Origin of the sequence: Enterococcus devriesei (genome assembly GCF_001885905.1) — a bacterium.
In the GTDB taxonomy this organism is placed as follows: domain Bacteria; phylum Bacillota; class Bacilli; order Lactobacillales; family Enterococcaceae; genus Enterococcus_A; species Enterococcus_A devriesei.
This window is the reverse complement of the sequence record NZ_JXKM01000002.1, coordinates 334,220-351,045: the sequence shown is the minus strand read 5'-3', so window position 1 is coordinate 351,045 and position 16,826 is coordinate 334,220. Positions and strand designations below refer to the sequence as shown.

Sequence of the window (16,826 nt, the reverse complement as noted above, 5' to 3'; positions counted from 1 at the left end):
TCTGCCTCCTGTTTAGCTATGGAGAAGCGGACTAGCAGCCCGAACTTCTTGCCGTAATTGTTCTAAGGATTCAATCCCTAGTTCCGCCATGCGAATGGGTAGTTCTTCAATCAACTTAGGACAAATATAGGGATCAGTGAAATTCGCGGTTCCGACTGCCACCGCACTTGCTCCTGCCATAAACATTTCTAGCACATCATCCACTGTTTGAACACCGCCCATGCCGATGATCGGTAGTTCGCTGACTGATGCTACTTGATTGATCAAACGAATCGCTACCGGTTTGATGGCCGGTCCTGATAAGCCCCCCGTCCGATTAGCTAAAATTGGCTGGCGCGTTTTTAAATCTATCCGCATGCCCAGCAACGTATTAATCATGGTGAAGCCGTCCGCCCCACCCTTTTCAATTGCCTTAGCAATTGGGACAATGTCAGTAACGTTGGGACTTAATTTGACATAAACGGGGACTTTTGCGACTTCCTTCACTGACTTTGTTAAACGATAGGCCACTTCAGGATCGGTTCCAAAAGCGATGCCGCCATGTTTGACGTTGGGACAAGAAATATTTAATTCAATTGCTTTGACGTTGGGGGCGTCGCCAATTTTGGCACAGACTTCAACATAATCTTCTTCACAAGCCCCGGCAACATTGGCGATGATCGGCAACTCTTGATATTTTTCGAGGCTAGGTAAAATTTCTGTTAAGACAACCTCCATCCCAGGATTTTGCAAGCCGATCGCATTTAACATGCCGCTGGGTGTTTCGGCAACCCGTGGCGTGGCATTGCCAAAGCGTTGTTTCGGTGTCGTTGCTTTGATCATGATGGCGCCTAATTGGTTCAAATCATAATAATCCGCATATTCTTTCCCGAAGCCGAAACATCCGCTAGCTGGCATAATGGGATTTTTTAAATCTAATCCAGGTAATTTGACTGCAATACTCATTAAAAAATAACCTCCCCAGCTTGGAAAACAGGTCCGTCTTCACATACTTTGACACTTTTGTTTTCATCTTCCGGCACATGGCAGACACATGCGTAGCAAGCACCCATCCCACAAGCCATTCGAGATTCCAATGAAAGTTGAACATTTTCTACTTGATTGTACAATTGTTCAACTGTTTTTAATAATCCGTTATTCCCGCAAGCAAAGACTGCATCCGGTTGAATCGATTCCGCCAATAGAAGATTACCGACATTTCCTTGAAGTCCAAAGGTACCATCATCGGTAGAAAAACGAGTCTCACCTAACGCTTGGAATTCATCAGCATAGTAAACGACTTCTTGTGTACCAAACCCTAAGAAATGGATCACCTTGATCCCTTTTTCATTTAGCTCTTTAGAAAGCTGATACAAAGGTGGAACACCAATCCCGCCGCCGACGATAAAGGCCGTGTCCCCTGCATTTAGCTGGTCGATTTCAAAGCCGTGGCCTAATGGCCCCATAACGTCTAACTGATCGCCTGCTGAAAGTTCCGCAAAAAACTTTGTGCCGTCCCCTTCAACGCGATAAATAATCGTACAAGTTCCTGCATCTTGGTCATATTGGTTGATACTAATCGGCCGACGCAATAATAAATCATTTCTTGGCACGCGGATGTGCAAAAATTGACCAGGCATTTTCATTTGCTGGACTAATTCACCCGCCAAAACCAATTCATAAATTCTCGGTGCTAATTCTTGTTGACGAACGATTGTCATCATTTCCTGCTTCATAACGGCCTCCCTATAGATCGACAGAGTGAAGTGAACTCCACTCTGTTTAAATTAAATTTCTTGAATTGAAAACGCCCGTGATTCCATGACCCGTAAGATGGCATCTGCTGTATCTAGCGACGTGAATAATGGTACACCATGTTCCACTGCTTCTCTTCGAATGATAAAGCCATCTTCAGAAGCGTTTTGCCGGTTTTTATCCATCGTATTGATGACCACTTGAGCTTCTCCGCTGCGAATCAAATCGATGACGTTATGATCATCTGATTCCGAAATCTTCGCAATCGTTTTGGCGTTCAAGCCATTTTCTTCTAAGAATTTGGCCGTTCCCGCGGTTGCAATCAGACTATAGCCAACCTCTTTGAAACGTTTTGCAAGAGCCAAGGCTTCATCTTTCGTTTCATCAGCGACCGTGAACAAGACAGCTCCGAAATCTGGTAAGTAAAGTCCCGCTGCCGCAAAGGCTTTGTATAAAGCTTTTGCTAAGCTGCGATCCGTTCCCATGACTTCACCAGTTGATTTCATTTCCGGTCCTAAGTAAGTATCGACTTTTTGCAGCTTCGTGAAGCTGAAGACCGGTGCTTTGACGTGGACCATTTCACTTTCAGGATACAACCCGTCTTGATAGCCTAATTCCTTCAAGCTTTGCCCTAAGATCGCTTTTGTAGCGATTTGCGCCATTGGAATATTCGTGATCTTACTCAAGAATGGCACCGTCCGGCTAGCCCGTGGATTGACTTCGATCACGAAGACTTCATCGTTATGGATGACAAACTGGATATTCATCATGCCGATACAATTCATCCCTAGCGCTAAACGGCGAGTGTAGTCCTCAATCGTCGCCTTCAACTCATCTGAGAAGGTTTGTGGCGGATAAACCGCCATCGAGTCGCCAGAGTGGACCCCAGCTCGTTCGATGTGTTCCATGATTCCTGGAATCAGAACGGTCTCACCGTCACAGATCGCATCAACTTCACATTCTTTACCAATCAAGTAACGATCGACTAAAACTGGATGTTCTGGGGAAGCTTTTACGGCATTCGCCATATAATCTTCTAAGTCTGCTTGATTTTCGACGATCTCCATCGCGCGTCCCCCAAGGACATAACTTGGGCGAACTAAAACGGGATAACCGATTTTTTCAGCGATTACTACTGCTTCTTCTGCGCTGGTTGCTGTGTCACCTGGCGGCTGCGGAATAGCTAATTTTTGTAAGACTTGTTCAAATTGATCACGATCTTCCGCTCGGTCTAAATCTTCGATCGTCGTTCCTAAAATTTTGACGCCGCTTTTGACTAACGGTTCCGCCAAGTTGATCGCCGTTTGTCCACCGAATTGGACGATTACGCCGATTGGCTGCTCTAGCTCAACGACGTTCATAACGTCTTCTAGCGTTAGTGGCTCAAAGTATAATTTATCTGAAACAGAGAAGTCGGTTGAGACTGTTTCAGGATTGCTGTTCATAATGATTGCTTCATAGCCGGCCGCTTGAATCGCTTTTACCGAATGAACCGTTGCGTAGTCAAACTCGACCCCTTGTCCAATCCGGATTGGTCCTGAGCCTAAAACAAGAACTGATTCTCGGTTAGAACGAACGCTTTCGTTTTCAAATTCATAAGTGCTGTAGAAGTATGGTGTTTGTGATTCAAACTCCGCCGCACACGTATCGACCATTTTGTAGACCGGTACGATTTTTTCACTTGTTCTAAATTTTCTTACTTCGTCAGCGGACATATTCCAAAGTTGCGCGATTTTTACATCGGCAAAACCATTTTGCTTGGCTTTCTTTAACAAGCTCACGTCTTTTTTATTCTGGGTTAACGCTCTTTCTAATTCGACAACGTGGAGTAATTTATCTAAGAAGAACAAATCGACTTTGGTCAATTCATTGATTTCTTGGATTGAATAGCCGCGACGAATCGCTTCCGTTAAGTAGAATAAGCGGTCGTCTTGCGCTTTAACCATTTTTTCCGTTAATTCATCGTCGGTTACTTCACTTAATTCTGGCAGTTCTGCATGATATGTCCCGATTTCTAATGAACGAACCGCTTTTAACAAAGATTCTTCGATGTTACGACCGATCGCCATCACTTCACCAGTGGCTTTCATTTGTGTCCCAAGTACCCGCTCGCCGCTTTCAAATTTATCAAAGGGCCAACGTGGAATTTTTGCAACAACATAGTCTAACGCCGGTTCAAATTCAGCATACGTCGTTTCCGTAACTGGGTTTTTCATTTCGTCCAAGGTAAGGCCTACTGCGATTTTGGCAGCCAGTTTCGCAATTGGATAACCAGTTGCCTTACTTGCTAAAGCAGAGGAACGAGAAACCCGCGGATTGACTTCAATGACATAATAATTGAAACTATGTGGATCAAGGGCCAGCTGAACATTACAGCCTCCTTCAATTTTTAATGCGCGAATGATCGAAAGTGAAGCATCCCGCAGCATTTGATATTCGTAGTCGGATAGGGTTTGACTCGGCGCGAAAACGATTGAGTCTCCTGTGTGAATGCCAACTGGATCGAAGTTTTCCATATTACATACGACGATCGCATTATCCGCAGAATCTCGCATCACTTCGTATTCGATCTCTTTAAAGCCGGCGATTGATTTTTCAATCAAACACTGGGTCGCAGGTGACAGCTTCAAGCCATTTTCGGCGACAGTTCGAAGTTCTTCTTCGTTGTCGCACATCCCACCGCCGGTTCCCCCTAGTGTAAAGGCTGGGCGAACAATGATTGGATAACCGATCGTGTTCGCAAAGGCCACTGCTTCTTCGACTGTATTGACGATCTCTGATTCAGGAATCGGCTGGTCCAATTCTTCCATTAATTGTTTGAACAAATCACGGTCTTCCGCTTGGTCGATGGCGGACAATTTGGTGCCTAGCAGTTCAATCTTCAACTCATCTAAGATGCCGGAGTCAGCTAATTCCATCGCCATGTTTAAACCCGTTTGTCCACCTAGTGTCGGCAAGATTGCGTCTGGCAATTCTTTCCGCAAAATACGGGAAACAAATTCCAAGGTAATTGGTTCAATATAAACTGTATCAGCGATTTCTTGGTCCGTCATAATCGTCGCTGGATTTGAATTGACTAAGACAACCTCGTAGCCTTCTTCTTTTAGCGCTAAGCAAGCTTGTGTGCCGGCGTAATCAAATTCCGCGGCTTGTCCGATCACGATCGGTCCTGAACCGATCACGAGGATCTTTTTAATATCTGTACGTTTTGGCATTTATGCTTGCTCCTTCCATGCATCCATCATTTCCATAAATTCATCGAATAAATGAACGCCGTCATGTGGACCCGGCGCAGCGTCAGGATGGTACTGAACACTGAAAGCTGGGTAATTGCGATGGCGGACACCTTCGATCGTGCCGTCATTGACTTCCACGTGGGTGATCATTAATTTATCTGGATCAATGGTCTTTTCATCTACCGCGAAACCGTGGTTTTGTGAAGTGAAATCAATGCGTCCCGTCGCTATTTCACGAACAGGATGATTTAATCCACGATGACCAAATTTCATTTTATACGTATCTGCACCGTTAGCTAATGAGAATAATTGGTGACCTAGACAGATGCCAAAAATTGGAACCTTTCCTTGAATCTGTTTGATCATTTCGATTGCTTCCGGTACATCTTTCGGATCTCCCGGTCCATTCGTCAGCATCACGCCGTCAGGACATAAGTCTAAGATTGTTTGCGCATCGGTGTTGTAGGGCATCACCGTTAAGTTGCATTCCCGTCGTGATAGCTCCCGTAAAATACTATGTTTTAAGCCAAAGTCGATGACAACGACATTACGTCCAACACCGGGACTTGGATAAGGTGTAACGGTTGAAACTTGCGCCACTTGGTTCGTTGGCAAGACCGTTGCTTTTAATTGGTCAAAGGAATGTTCTAATTCATCGGCTGGATCAACGATACTGCCTTTCATTGTGCCGACACTGCGTAATTTTTTGGTTAACGCCCGCGTGTCGATTCCGGCAATTCCAGGAATGCCTTTGCGTTTTAAAAATTCGTCTAGCGTCATTTGATTGCGCCAGTTACTAGCTAGTCTCGCATGTTCTTTTACGATCACGCCTTTACAAGTTGGTGCGATCGATTCATAGTCATCGCGGTTGACACCGTAGTTTCCTACCATTGGATAAGTAAAGGTAATGATTTGTCCATTGAAACTTTGATCGGTAATCGTTTCTTGATAGCCGGTCATGCTGGTGGTGAATACTACTTCACCGACAACATTTGCTTCAGCGCCAAAGCCTTCACCCTCAAATACTGTGCCATCTTCTAAAATTAAAAGTCTTTTCAACGTCTTAGTCCTCCTTGTTGTATACCAACTGACCATCCACAAAGGTCATTAATGTTGCGCCCTTGACTGGCCAACCAGTGAAAGGGGTGTTGACTCCTAGTGATGCGAATTTTTTATCATCGATTTTTTCTTCGTGGTTTAGATCAAAGACCGCGATGTCCGCCGGTTGACCAATCGTTAGTGTGCCGACGGTCATGCCGAAAATTTCCGCTGGTTTAACAGCCATCCAATCAATCACTTGTTCTAAAGTAAATCGTCCTGTTTCAACAAAGTGCGTATAAATCAATTGGAAGGCTGTTTCACTGCCAACGATTCCGAATGGTGATTTTAGGAAGCTTTGATTTTTTTCTTCAAAGCCATGAGGGGCATGATCGGTAGCGATACAATCAATCGTGCCGTCAAGCAAGCCTTCAATCAAAGCTTCACGATCTTCGCTTCCACGTAATGGCGGGTTCATTTTCCAGTAGCCGTGGTCTTCTGGGATGTTTTCATCGATCAAGATCAAATGATGAGGAGAAACCTCCGCTGTCACATGTACACCGGCCTTTTTTGCGTCACGAATCACGCGAACACTTTCTTTTGTAGAAACGTGGCAGACATGATAATGAACGCCGGTTTCTTCTGCTAAGATCAAGTCTCTGGCAATTTGTGAGGATTCCGTAGCACTTAGAATTCCAGGTAAATCAAGCTTTTCACTGATCTTCCCTTTATGCATAACACCGCCGAATAATAGAGATTCGTCTTCCGTATGGGCAACCAGTGCCATATTATTTTCCGCTGCTTCCTTCATTGCTAAGTACATGGTTCCGGCTGTTTGCACACCCACTCCGTCATTGGTGAAGGCAAAAGCGCCGGCTGTTTTCAGCCCCTTTTGATCGGTTAGAACTTCACTTCGCAGCTCTTCGGTAATCGGCGCATATTGATGAACTTTTACTACCGCATCTTTTTCAATGATCGCCATAACGTCATTGAATTTTTCTACCGTGTCAGGTACTGGATTTAAATTTGGCATCGCGCAAACGGTTGTATAGCCACCGCGAGCCGCCGCTTTAGAGCCGTCCTTGATAGTTTCTTTATAAGTAAAGCCGGGTTCTCGCAAATGAACATGAACATCAACTAAACCTGGTGTGATTAATTGATTTTTTGCGTCGTACTCTTGATCAAACGTCATACTTGAGAAATCCTTCCCGATACCAGCGATGATACTGTCTTCTAACCAAAGGTCACATGTTGTTGTTTGATTGTCTTTTGTTACGATCTTTCCATTTTTAATCAATGTTTTCATAGTATCTGCCCCTTTACGATTTTCCTCTAAGTACTGCTTCTAAAATTGCCATCCGAATGTACACGCCGTTGGTCATTTGCGGTACGATCCGCGATTGCAGACTCTCCACTAAACTATCCGCGATTTCAACATCTCGATTGACTGGCGCCGGGTGCATAATGATGGCGCTTGGTTTCAACTGTTTTCCCCGTTCGATCGTTAAGCCGTATTTTTCATGATATTCTTCCTTTGAAAAACTTTCCTGTCCGTCATGGCGTTCGTGCTGAACTCTTAACAGCATCATGACATCGACTTCCGGCACAAGCTCATTTAATGGTCGGTAGGTACCGTAAACATCAAAGCTCTCGTCGTACCATTCCTCAGGTCCCGAGAAAAAAACCTCCGCACCTAAGCGTTTCAGCATTTGCATATTTGATTTAGCGACTCGTGAGTGGGTAATGTCTCCAGCGATAGCAACCTTTAAGCCGTTGAAATGACCGAATTCTTGATAAATCGTCATCAGATCCAACAAACACTGTGTCGGATGTTGTCCGCTGCCATCGCCGCCGTTGACGATTGAACATTGGATCGTTTTGCTTTGGATTAATTCGTCATAGTAATTTTCATCTCCGTGGCGGATCACTGCCACATCCACCCCTAAGGCTGACATGGTAAGAACGGTATCGTAGAGCGTCTCACCTTTTTGAACCGAGCTGGTTTTGGCATCAAAATCAATCACATCTAGTCCTAGTTTTTTTTCAGCGACTTCAAAACTTTTGTGGGTCCGGGTACTATTCTCAAAAAAAAGATTAGAGACAAAGTATTGATTTTTATTAGGTGTCCACCGTGCTCCCTGCTTGAATTGCTGAGCTCTTTGAATCAGTCCCATGACTTCTTGATCGGTTAAAGCTTCCACCGTCAATAAATGTTTCAGACTGATTTCTTCTGACTGGATGATCATGAAATTTCCTCCTCTTCATTCTTCGCTAGTTATTTTTATTTCTCACTGCGTGCCTGTTCCGGCAAGATTAAGTTTAAGATAATTCCTAGGACGGTGGCTAAGGCCATGGCAGATAACGTAAAGGTGCCCGCTTCGAAAACCAGTCCGCCGATCCCGATAACTAAAATCGTTGAAGCAATCAATAAGTTCTTTTTACGGTCAAAATCGATTTTGTTCTCAATCAAGATTTTTAATCCGCTAGCGGCGATGACGCCGAACAAGATGAAGCTGATTCCTGAGATAACTGGTCCAGGAATACTTAAGATCAAAGCGCTAAGCTTTCCAACAAAGCCTAGTAAGACCGCGAAGACTGCCGCACCTCCGATAACGAAGACACTGTGCACCCGTGTGATTGCCAAGACACCGATGTTTTCACCGTAACTAGTTACTGGCGGTCCGCCGACAAGGCCGGCGACGATTTGCGCTAAGCCATCCCCCATCAAGGTGCGATCTAAGCCAGGATCATCGAAGAAATTGCGTTTTGTTAATTTATTCAAAACCATCAAGTGACCGATGTGTTCTGTCATAGTAACAAAGGCGATTGGCGCCATTGTCGTGATCGCGCTGATATACAGCTTTGGCTGATAGCTGACGAAAGGTACATTGAAAGCTGGCATCGCAAGCCAGTTCGCATCAATGATCGGCTGATAGTCGATGATTCCGAAGATCATCGCTGTAATGTAGCCGCCGATGATTCCTAAAAGAATCGGAATCAAGCCTAAGAAGCCAGTGAAAAACATATTGAAGAAAATCGTAAACGCTAACGTGATCAAAGCGACCATCACATATTTGAAGCTGTAAGTGCCGTTGTTGTACATCGCGTTTTGCGCGGCGTTGCTGGCTAAGCCTAAACCGATGACCATTACGACTGGTCCTACAACGATCGGTGGCAAAATTTTATCCAGCCAGCCTGAACCGATTTTTCGAATAATGAAGGAAACAATCAAGTAAACCAATCCGCAGGTTAAAGCACCTTGAGCGATTGCCGGATAGCCATCTGATTTCATTAATAATTTCATCGCCGCGATAAAAGCGAAGCTGCTGCCTAGGTAAGCCGGAATCTTTCCTTTAGTTACGGTTAAGTAAACCAACGTTCCTAAACCAGAACTGACTAGCGCGATACTTGGGTTGATCCCAACTAAGATAGGAACTAAAACCGTTGCGCCAAACATCGTGAACAAGTGTTGAATACTCAAGCCGATCCAATGACCGGTACTTGGGCGATCATGTATATCTAAAACAACGTCATCATTGTGGAACTCTTTCATACAAAAATCCTCTTTCTAGCATCTATACATTTTTTTAGTCTTCTTCTTTTTGAATCATGATACGATCTTGTCCGTCGTTTTCTTCCATTTCAACGACGATTTCCTCGGTTAAAGCTGTGGGAATATTTTTTCCTACATAATCAGCGCGAATTGGTAATTCGCGATGACCGCGGTCAACTAAAACGGCTAGCGAAATGCGATTTGGTCGGCCTAAGTCGATGACCGCATCTAGCGCTGCCCGAATTGTTCTGCCGGTGAACAAGACGTCGTCAACTAGGATCACTTCTTTGCCTTCAATCGAAAAAGGAATATCGGAGGAATGTAATTCAGGTTCAGCCTCTTGAACTTTTACATCATCACGGTATAACGTAATGTCTAATTCTCCGACTGGAACGTCAATGTGCTCAAGTTGTTTTAAGCGTTCCGCAATTCGTTGGGCGATAAAAATTCCACGCGTTTTGATTCCGATCAAGACAATATCTTGAACCCCTTTATTTCGTTCGATGATCTCGTAGGTGATACGAGTCAACGCTCGTTTCATTGTTACTTCATCTACAACCTCTTTTTTATACATCCTGTCTCCTCCTTATTTTTTACAATAAAAAAACTCCTACCCGTAGTTAGGTAGGAGGAATGTTATCGACTTCGTCAAAATGATAGCGTTCATCTAGGCGCACCTAGCTCAAACTACTATCGACTTCCTTCTTAGCCTCACGGGACTACTCTTAAAGGATCATATTAAGTTATTTATTTCTTACTACAGACACTATACTATTCCTTAAATAAGAAATCAATCTTTTTCTTTTAACTGTTTCAAAGTTTTTTTGAAAATTTCTGGTAATGGTGCTTCGAAGACCATCATCTCGCCAGTCGTTGGGTGTTCAAAGCCTAATAATTTGGCGTGAAGAAACTGTCCGTTGCCTTTTAGCGTCTTTTTCGGTCCGTACAGAGGATCACCGGCGACCGGATAACCAATGTATTGCATATGGACTCTGATTTGATGTGTCCTGCCTGTCTCTAGTTGTAATTCAATCAACGTAAAACCTTCAAAGCGTTGCAACACTTCAAAATGAGTGACCGCCGATTTACCTTCTTCAATCACCGCTTGCATTTTTCGATTGACCTTTGAACGGCCGATTGGCGCTTCGATCCGCCCTTTTTCATGAGAAATCTCACCGTGAACCAAAGCAACGTATTTTCGCAAGGACGTTTTATCTTTTAATTGTTTTGCCAACGCTTCATGGGCATGATCATTTTTTGCGACCATTAATAATCCAGACGTATCCTTATCAATTCGATGAACGATCCCCGGACGAATTACATCGTTGATCGTCGAAAGGTTTTTCACTTGATATAATAACCCATTGACTAACGTGCCTTTGGGATGTCCGGCTGATGGATGGACCACCATGCCTTGGGGTTTATTGACTACGACGACATCATCGTCTTCATAAACGATGACTAAGTCCAGATTCTCCGGTACAAGATCCAGTTCTTCTGGTGCGGGAATCTCGATCAAGATCTGGTCCCCAGCACTGACTTTGTAATTGGCTTTGACTGTTTTTCCATCAATCGATACATGCTGATCTTTGATCCATTGCTGAATTTGAGAACGGGAATAGTCCGACAAACGATCGTTTAAGACTTTATCGATCCGCCCAGTTTCTGCTTTAATAATTACTTCAATTTGATTATCCATTTTTCTTATCTCTCTCATCTAATAAAATATAAATAAAAATCATAATGACCCCTGTAACCAAGGCCATATCTGCAATATTGAAAATCGGGAAGTTAATAAAATCGAAGCGGAACATATCCACGACATAACCTAGGCGAATACGATCAATAAAATTACCAATCGCGCCGGCCAAAAAGAAACTCAAGCCGATCGTCAGCCACTTGCTTTCGTGGAGGTGTTTGATCAAATAATAGATCACAGCGACCACCGCTACAATCGTGATGACGATAAAAAAGATTTGTTGGCCTTCGAATAAGCTAAAGGCACCGCCAGTGTTCCGAATATGGGTTAATGATAAAACGTTTGGAATAATCGTTTGGCTATCTCCAAAATTGTATTGATTGACGATCCACCATTTGAACCATTGATCCAAAGCGATGAGGACACCGCTAAGTAATAAATAAACTGCTATCAAAATTACTGCTCCCCTTCTTGAACATAAATATCCCGTGGTCGAATGATGCCTAAAAGGTTTCCATCCGAATCCCCATTTTTAGTAATCAAAACGGCTTCCAAGATCCCTTCTGTTTGAAACATTTGTTCCACTTCCGAAACCTTCGTCTCAGCTGAGACAAACTTAAAGTTTGCTTGCTTGCCGTTCGCCCGTAATAAATCTTCTGCGATCCGACCTTCAAGCTTAACTGAACCGTTCAAACTTTCCTGTGCAAAGAAAAATCCGATCGTCCGTAAGGTTACAAGCCCGATGAATTTGCCGGAGTCATAGACCGGAAATTGTGAAAAGCGCTTTTTGTTAATGATCTTCATGATTTCAATCATCGGCAGATTGCATTCAAAGCCCGTAACCTTCTTACCAAACCGCGGTAAAACTTTTTCAGGCCGCAGCAGGCTTTCTTCAATTGCTTTGATTCGTGCCACTGCCCAATCATTCGGCTCTGCAATCACAAAATCATCCGCCACTTGATCATGAACAATCGCATTACGCAGCTGAGCTAACTGTAATAGATCGTTCTCATTTCTACCGATCACATTATCACGGCGTTTTGAGAGACGGCGAACGGCTTCGCTAAAGCCCATATTACTTGGATTGCCTAATAAACGTTTTAATTCTTTTTCAATTCGATTGAAGGTACTTAAAAAAAGATCCGCATTGTCTCCCACGAGGTCCACTCCTTCTAAACTAGCTAGTATAACTTTTTTCAATAGGTTCAGTATAAGTGAAAAAACACGCTATGGAAAGTCTCAGGCACAAAAAAAGAACGATGACCGCTCATCGCTCTAGTTCTTCGACAACTTATTGCAAAATAGCTTGATTGATAATGGCAACACCTTTTTCAAGTTCAGATTGGCTGATGGTTAATGGCGGTAATAAACGCAACACATTGCCACCGGCCTTAATCGCCAATAACTTTTCTTGCTTCAAGGTCTGGATCACTGTTTGTAAGGTCTCAGCTGAATCAAGTTGTACTCCCAGCATCAGTCCTTCACCCCGGACCTCCACTACTTTTTCTGATTCGCCTGTAAGTTTTGCTAATTCTGCCTTTAAAAAAGCACCTTTTGCTTTAACGTCCGCTAAAAATTCCGGCTGATTGATCTGACTGACTACCGTCTCTGCTACCTTCATAGCGAGATTATTGCCGCCAAAGGTCGTACCATGGGATCCGGGACCGAAAGCTTCCGCTAGTTCTTTTTTCCCTAGCATTGCTCCCACTGGGATTCCATTAGCTAAAGCTTTTGCCAAGGTAATAATATCTGGTTCGATCTGATAGGCTTCAAAGGCATAAAAATTTCCGGTTCTGCCCATTCCTGTTTGAATCTCATCTATGATCAATAGGCTGCCATTGGCTTTACATAATTTCGCGACTGCCTGAAGCCATGCTTTTTCCGCCGGAATCACACCGCCTTCCCCTTGGATAACTTCTAGCATGACCGCCGCCACGTTTTCATCCAATAGTTCTTTTAATGCTTCAAGCTGGTTATATGGTACATAGTCAAAGCCTTCGACGATTGGAAAAAAACCTTGTTGCAATTGAGGTTGACCTGTCGCACTTAATGCGCCATAGGTCCGACCGTGAAAGGATTGCAAAAAACTAATGATTTTCGGACGACCGGTGGCTTTTCGTGCCAGTTTAATAGCCGCTTCATTCGCTTCCGTCCCACTGTTACAGAAAAAAGCAAGATAATTCTTGCCCATCGTTAATTTTTCGGCGATGCTTTCCTGCAAGTGATTCGTATATAAATTAGAGCTGTGCCAGATTTTTTGTGACTGCTCATGTAACGCCTGCATCACTTTCGGATTTTTGTGTCCTAGATTGCTGACAGCGATCCCACTCATGAAATCTAAATAAGCTGTCCCGTTTTGATCATAGACATAACTACCTGAACCATTAACGAGATCAATCATATCTCTAGCATAATTTGGAAATAAATAGCTCATGCGTAGACCGCCTCCTTTGTGATGATCGTACCTGCCACTTCAATACAATTGGTGATATGAACTTTTTTAACACCATTTTCCAGAGAATCTACCGCACTATCGACTTTAGGGATCATGCCGCCGGTAATGACTGCCTCCGCTTTTAATGCTTCTACTTCTTCAATGGTGATTCTTTCCAGCCACTGATTTTGATACTTCACGCCAGGAACGTCCGTTAATAAATACAAGGCTTCTGCATCAATGGCTTCCGCAATTTTGCAGGCCGCCGTATCGGCGTTGACATTTAACCATTGACCGTCTTTAGTGATCCCCAATGGTGCAACGATAGGGATGTATTGCTTCGCTAAGACATTCTCGATCGCTGCAGGATTAATTTCGGTAATTTCTCCCACAAAGCCTAATTTTTGCTGATCGATCACTTCTCCTTGGATCAGTTCGCCACAAGAAGCGTTTAGTCCGATCGTCGAAAAGCCTTGCTGCTGAAAAAGGGTAGTAATAGTCGGCTGTACTTGCCCAATCAAGACCATCTGTGTGATTTTTAACGCTTGCTCAGTCGTGACTCGTAAACCGTCTTTGATAACGACGGGAATATTCAGGCGATTCATCATTTCCGAGATATAATAGCCGCCGCCGTGAACGATGATGACCTCATGTCCCGATGCTTGCCAGTCTTTGATTTGATTAAAAAAACCTGTTGTTAGATTATCACTGGCGACGCCACCAATTTTAACGACTATTTTACCCATGATTATTCGCTCCTTAATTTGTTTGATTTAAGTATGGTACAACGCGTTCACTTCAACATATTTATAAGTCAAGTCACAGCCCCAAGCCTTGCCTTTGGCTTCTCCGATATTTAAATCCACCGTGATCAGGATTTTTTCTTTTTCCAGCGTTTGTTTCATCTCGGCTTCATCAAACTCCTGTGGTTGGCTGTGTTTTAATAATTGCTGCTGGCCGATCCACATATCGATTTTTTCAGGATCCGTTTGGGAACCGGCATAGCCTACCGCGCAAATGATCCGCCCCCAGTTTGGATCTTCACCAAACATCGCTGTCTTGACTAAACTTGAACCGACAACTTTTTTAGCGGCTAAGCGGGCATCACTTGGATTACTCGCTCCTACCACCTCAACTTCGATCAGTTTGGTCGCACCTTCGCCGTCCTTTGCGATCAGCTTGGCTAGCGCTTCGCTAACCAGTTGAAACATTTCAACGAAGGTTTCGTAAGCAGGTGTACCTATTTCGATCATCGGATTTTCCGCCAAGCCATTGGCTAGAACTAACACCAAGTCATTGGTTGAAGTATCGCCGTCTACGGTAATTTGATTGAAAGTGGTCTCTGTTTTGTCAGCCAAGATCCCTTGCAATAATTCCGATGAAATCTGTGCATCCGTAGTAATAAAAGCCAGCATCGTCGCCATGTTAGGATGAATCATCCCCGATCCTTTAGCAACCCCAGCCATCGTTACCGTTTGACCATTGATCTTAGCGGAAACAACAATTTCTTTGGTACTAGTATCGGTAGTCAAAATCGCTTCATGAAAGTCATAAGGATTCGCTGTTGGCAAATCAATTTGTTTGATACCTTTTTCGATGATTTCCATCGGTAATTGTTTTCCAATCACTCCGGTAGAAGCCACTGCGACCGTTTCTTTAGGAACGGCCAATTGTTCAGCCGCTAGAGCTTGCATCGCTAAGGCATTTTCTGCTCCGATTTTACCGGTACAAGCATTGGCATAAGCCGAGTTAACAACGACTGCTTGGATCGTTGCATCAACCATGGCTTCTTTCGTAACAAAAATCGGTGCCGCCTTGACTTGATTCGTCGTATAAACCGCCGCTGCAGCCGCTGGGACGTCTGAATAGATCATGCCTAAATCTTTTTTAGTTTTTTTTAAGCCGCTATGTAAGCCCGCCGCGTGAAATCCTTTGGGGCTTGCGATCGTTCCTTCAATAATTTTCATCTAGTTCACTCCTCGAATAGTTTACGGATAGATTGGAATCATTTCCAACCCGGTCTTTTCATCCCAGCCCGCTAAATGGTTCAAATTTTGGACTGCTTGTCCTGCAGCGCCTTTGACTAAATTATCCAATACGGTAACAACCGTTATAATATTGGTGACCTCGTTATAAGCCACGCCAATGTCACAAAAGTTGGAGCCGATGATTTGTCGTAGATTGGGATAACTCTCTTGTTCTTGGATTCGGACAAAATATTTTTCTTGATAAAAGTCCTGATACAAGTGCCAGACGTCTTCTTGAGTCATTTTCTGACTGCTTCTGGCATAGCTTGTGATAAAAATTCCCCGAGTAACTGGAATTAATGATGTCGAGAACTGAATAGCAGGTACTTCTGCGTTCCATTTTTGCAACTGCTGCATAATCTCTGGAATGTGTTGATGACTATTCATTTTATACAAAGTCATATTTTCATTACTGTTGACGAAATGACTCGACTCCGATAAATTTTTTCCCGCTCCTGATAGTCCTGATTTTGCATCAACAATAATCGAAGTCGGTTCAATTATTTTTTTTTGAACTAAAGGCGCTAAAGATACTAAGGTGCCTGTGGCGTAGCAGCCTGGATTGGCAATCAATTTAGAAGTTGGCTTCCTGTAGAAATCCGCTAAGCCGTAATGAGCCGTTTGTAAAAAATCTGGAGGTGCACTTGAATTTTTATACCATTTTTCGTATTGCCCATCTGCTTTTAACCGGAAATCACCTGAAAGATCAATAACTGGAAAATCTGCTTCCACGAAAGCTGTGGCGATTTCCTTCGATATGCCTGAAGGTGTCGCGAAAAATACTAACTCGGTTTGCGCCATTATTTTTACTGGATCGATTGGTTCTAAAGGAAGGCTTAATAGCTGTTTTAAATGCGGCAAATAGTCGTCGATTCCTTGACCATTTTGCGAATGGCTATGGATCGAGACGATTTCCACCTTCGGATGCTGTAACAAAATACGGATCAATTCCACACCGCTGTATCCTGTCACCCCAATAATCGCTACCTTCATATTAACCCCTCCTTGCAACTGTCTAAAAATATGATTAGACAACTACTATTTCAAATGATTATACGGTTTGGTTTTATGCAAGTCAATGGTTTTTTATAAATTTATTCGGGAA

Annotated in this window: 15 protein-coding genes; all 15 read right to left on the bottom strand. The window is 43.5% G+C overall.

Annotated elements, in window-relative coordinates:
* Window positions 1–12 precede the first annotated feature (12 nt).
* Window positions 13–945, bottom strand: a complete 933-nt coding sequence (locus RV00_RS04265) for a dihydroorotate dehydrogenase (protein ID WP_071861361.1) — start codon at window positions 943–945, stop codon at window positions 13–15.
* Window positions 945–1,733 carry a dihydroorotate dehydrogenase electron transfer subunit gene (locus tag RV00_RS04260; RefSeq protein WP_376783298.1) on the bottom strand — a complete coding sequence of 263 codons (789 nt, stop codon included), beginning with the start codon at window positions 1,731–1,733 and terminating at the stop codon, window positions 945–947. Before RV00_RS04260 ends, RV00_RS04265 begins: the two co-directional genes overlap by 1 nt.
* Window positions 1,734–1,766: 33 nt before the next feature.
* Window positions 1,767–4,949, bottom strand: a complete 3,183-nt coding sequence (gene carB / locus RV00_RS04255) for a carbamoyl-phosphate synthase large subunit (protein WP_071861359.1) — start codon at window positions 4,947–4,949, stop codon at window positions 1,767–1,769.
* Entirely contained in the window at window positions 4,950–6,029 is a 1,080-nt protein-coding gene (locus RV00_RS04250) for a carbamoyl phosphate synthase small subunit (RefSeq protein WP_084133228.1), read from the bottom strand.
* 4 nt (window positions 6,030–6,033) lie between these two features.
* Complete coding sequence (locus RV00_RS04245; protein WP_071861357.1) at window positions 6,034–7,314, bottom strand: dihydroorotase; 1,281 nt, start codon at window positions 7,312–7,314, stop codon at window positions 6,034–6,036.
* A gap of 13 nt (window positions 7,315–7,327) precedes the next feature.
* Window positions 7,328–8,254 (bottom strand): aspartate carbamoyltransferase catalytic subunit, encoded by a 927-nt coding sequence (locus tag RV00_RS04240; protein WP_071861356.1) that lies wholly within the window; start codon window positions 8,252–8,254, stop codon window positions 7,328–7,330.
* A gap of 35 nt (window positions 8,255–8,289) precedes the next feature.
* A complete protein-coding gene (locus RV00_RS04235; protein WP_071861355.1) occupies window positions 8,290–9,561 on the bottom strand; it encodes a solute carrier family 23 protein in 1,272 nt (423 codons plus the stop codon).
* 34 nt (window positions 9,562–9,595) lie between these two features.
* The gene (gene pyrR, locus RV00_RS04230; RefSeq protein WP_071861354.1) at window positions 9,596–10,135 is read right to left on the bottom strand and encodes a bifunctional pyr operon transcriptional regulator/uracil phosphoribosyltransferase PyrR; all 540 of its coding nucleotides are present in this window, start codon (window positions 10,133–10,135) and stop codon (window positions 9,596–9,598) included.
* 216 nt (window positions 10,136–10,351) lie between these two features.
* Window positions 10,352–11,260 (bottom strand): RluA family pseudouridine synthase, encoded by a 909-nt coding sequence (locus RV00_RS04225; RefSeq protein WP_071861353.1) that lies wholly within the window; start codon window positions 11,258–11,260, stop codon window positions 10,352–10,354.
* The gene (lspA, locus tag RV00_RS04220) at window positions 11,253–11,714 is read right to left on the bottom strand and encodes a signal peptidase II (RefSeq protein WP_071861352.1); all 462 of its coding nucleotides are present in this window, start codon (window positions 11,712–11,714) and stop codon (window positions 11,253–11,255) included. The genes RV00_RS04225 and lspA overlap by 8 nt, the downstream gene beginning before the upstream one ends.
* Window positions 11,715–11,716: 2 nt before the next feature.
* Window positions 11,717–12,418 carry a CBS domain-containing protein gene (locus RV00_RS04215; RefSeq protein WP_071861351.1) on the bottom strand — a complete coding sequence of 234 codons (702 nt, stop codon included), beginning with the start codon at window positions 12,416–12,418 and terminating at the stop codon, window positions 11,717–11,719.
* A 133-nt stretch (window positions 12,419–12,551) separates the two neighbouring features.
* Window positions 12,552–13,694, bottom strand: a complete 1,143-nt coding sequence (locus tag RV00_RS04210; RefSeq protein ID WP_071861350.1) for an acetylornithine transaminase — start codon at window positions 13,692–13,694, stop codon at window positions 12,552–12,554.
* Window positions 13,691–14,440, bottom strand: coding sequence for an acetylglutamate kinase (gene argB, locus RV00_RS04205; RefSeq protein ID WP_071861349.1), 750 nt, complete (start codon window positions 14,438–14,440; stop codon window positions 13,691–13,693). The genes RV00_RS04210 and argB overlap by 4 nt, the downstream gene beginning before the upstream one ends.
* A gap of 27 nt (window positions 14,441–14,467) precedes the next feature.
* Window positions 14,468–15,661 carry a bifunctional glutamate N-acetyltransferase/amino-acid acetyltransferase ArgJ gene (gene argJ / locus RV00_RS04200; protein WP_071861348.1) on the bottom strand — a complete coding sequence of 398 codons (1,194 nt, stop codon included), beginning with the start codon at window positions 15,659–15,661 and terminating at the stop codon, window positions 14,468–14,470.
* Between the two features lie 21 nt (window positions 15,662–15,682).
* Window positions 15,683–16,714 carry an N-acetyl-gamma-glutamyl-phosphate reductase gene (argC, locus tag RV00_RS04195; protein WP_071861347.1) on the bottom strand — a complete coding sequence of 344 codons (1,032 nt, stop codon included), beginning with the start codon at window positions 16,712–16,714 and terminating at the stop codon, window positions 15,683–15,685.
* Between the last annotated feature and the right edge of the window lie 112 nt (window positions 16,715–16,826).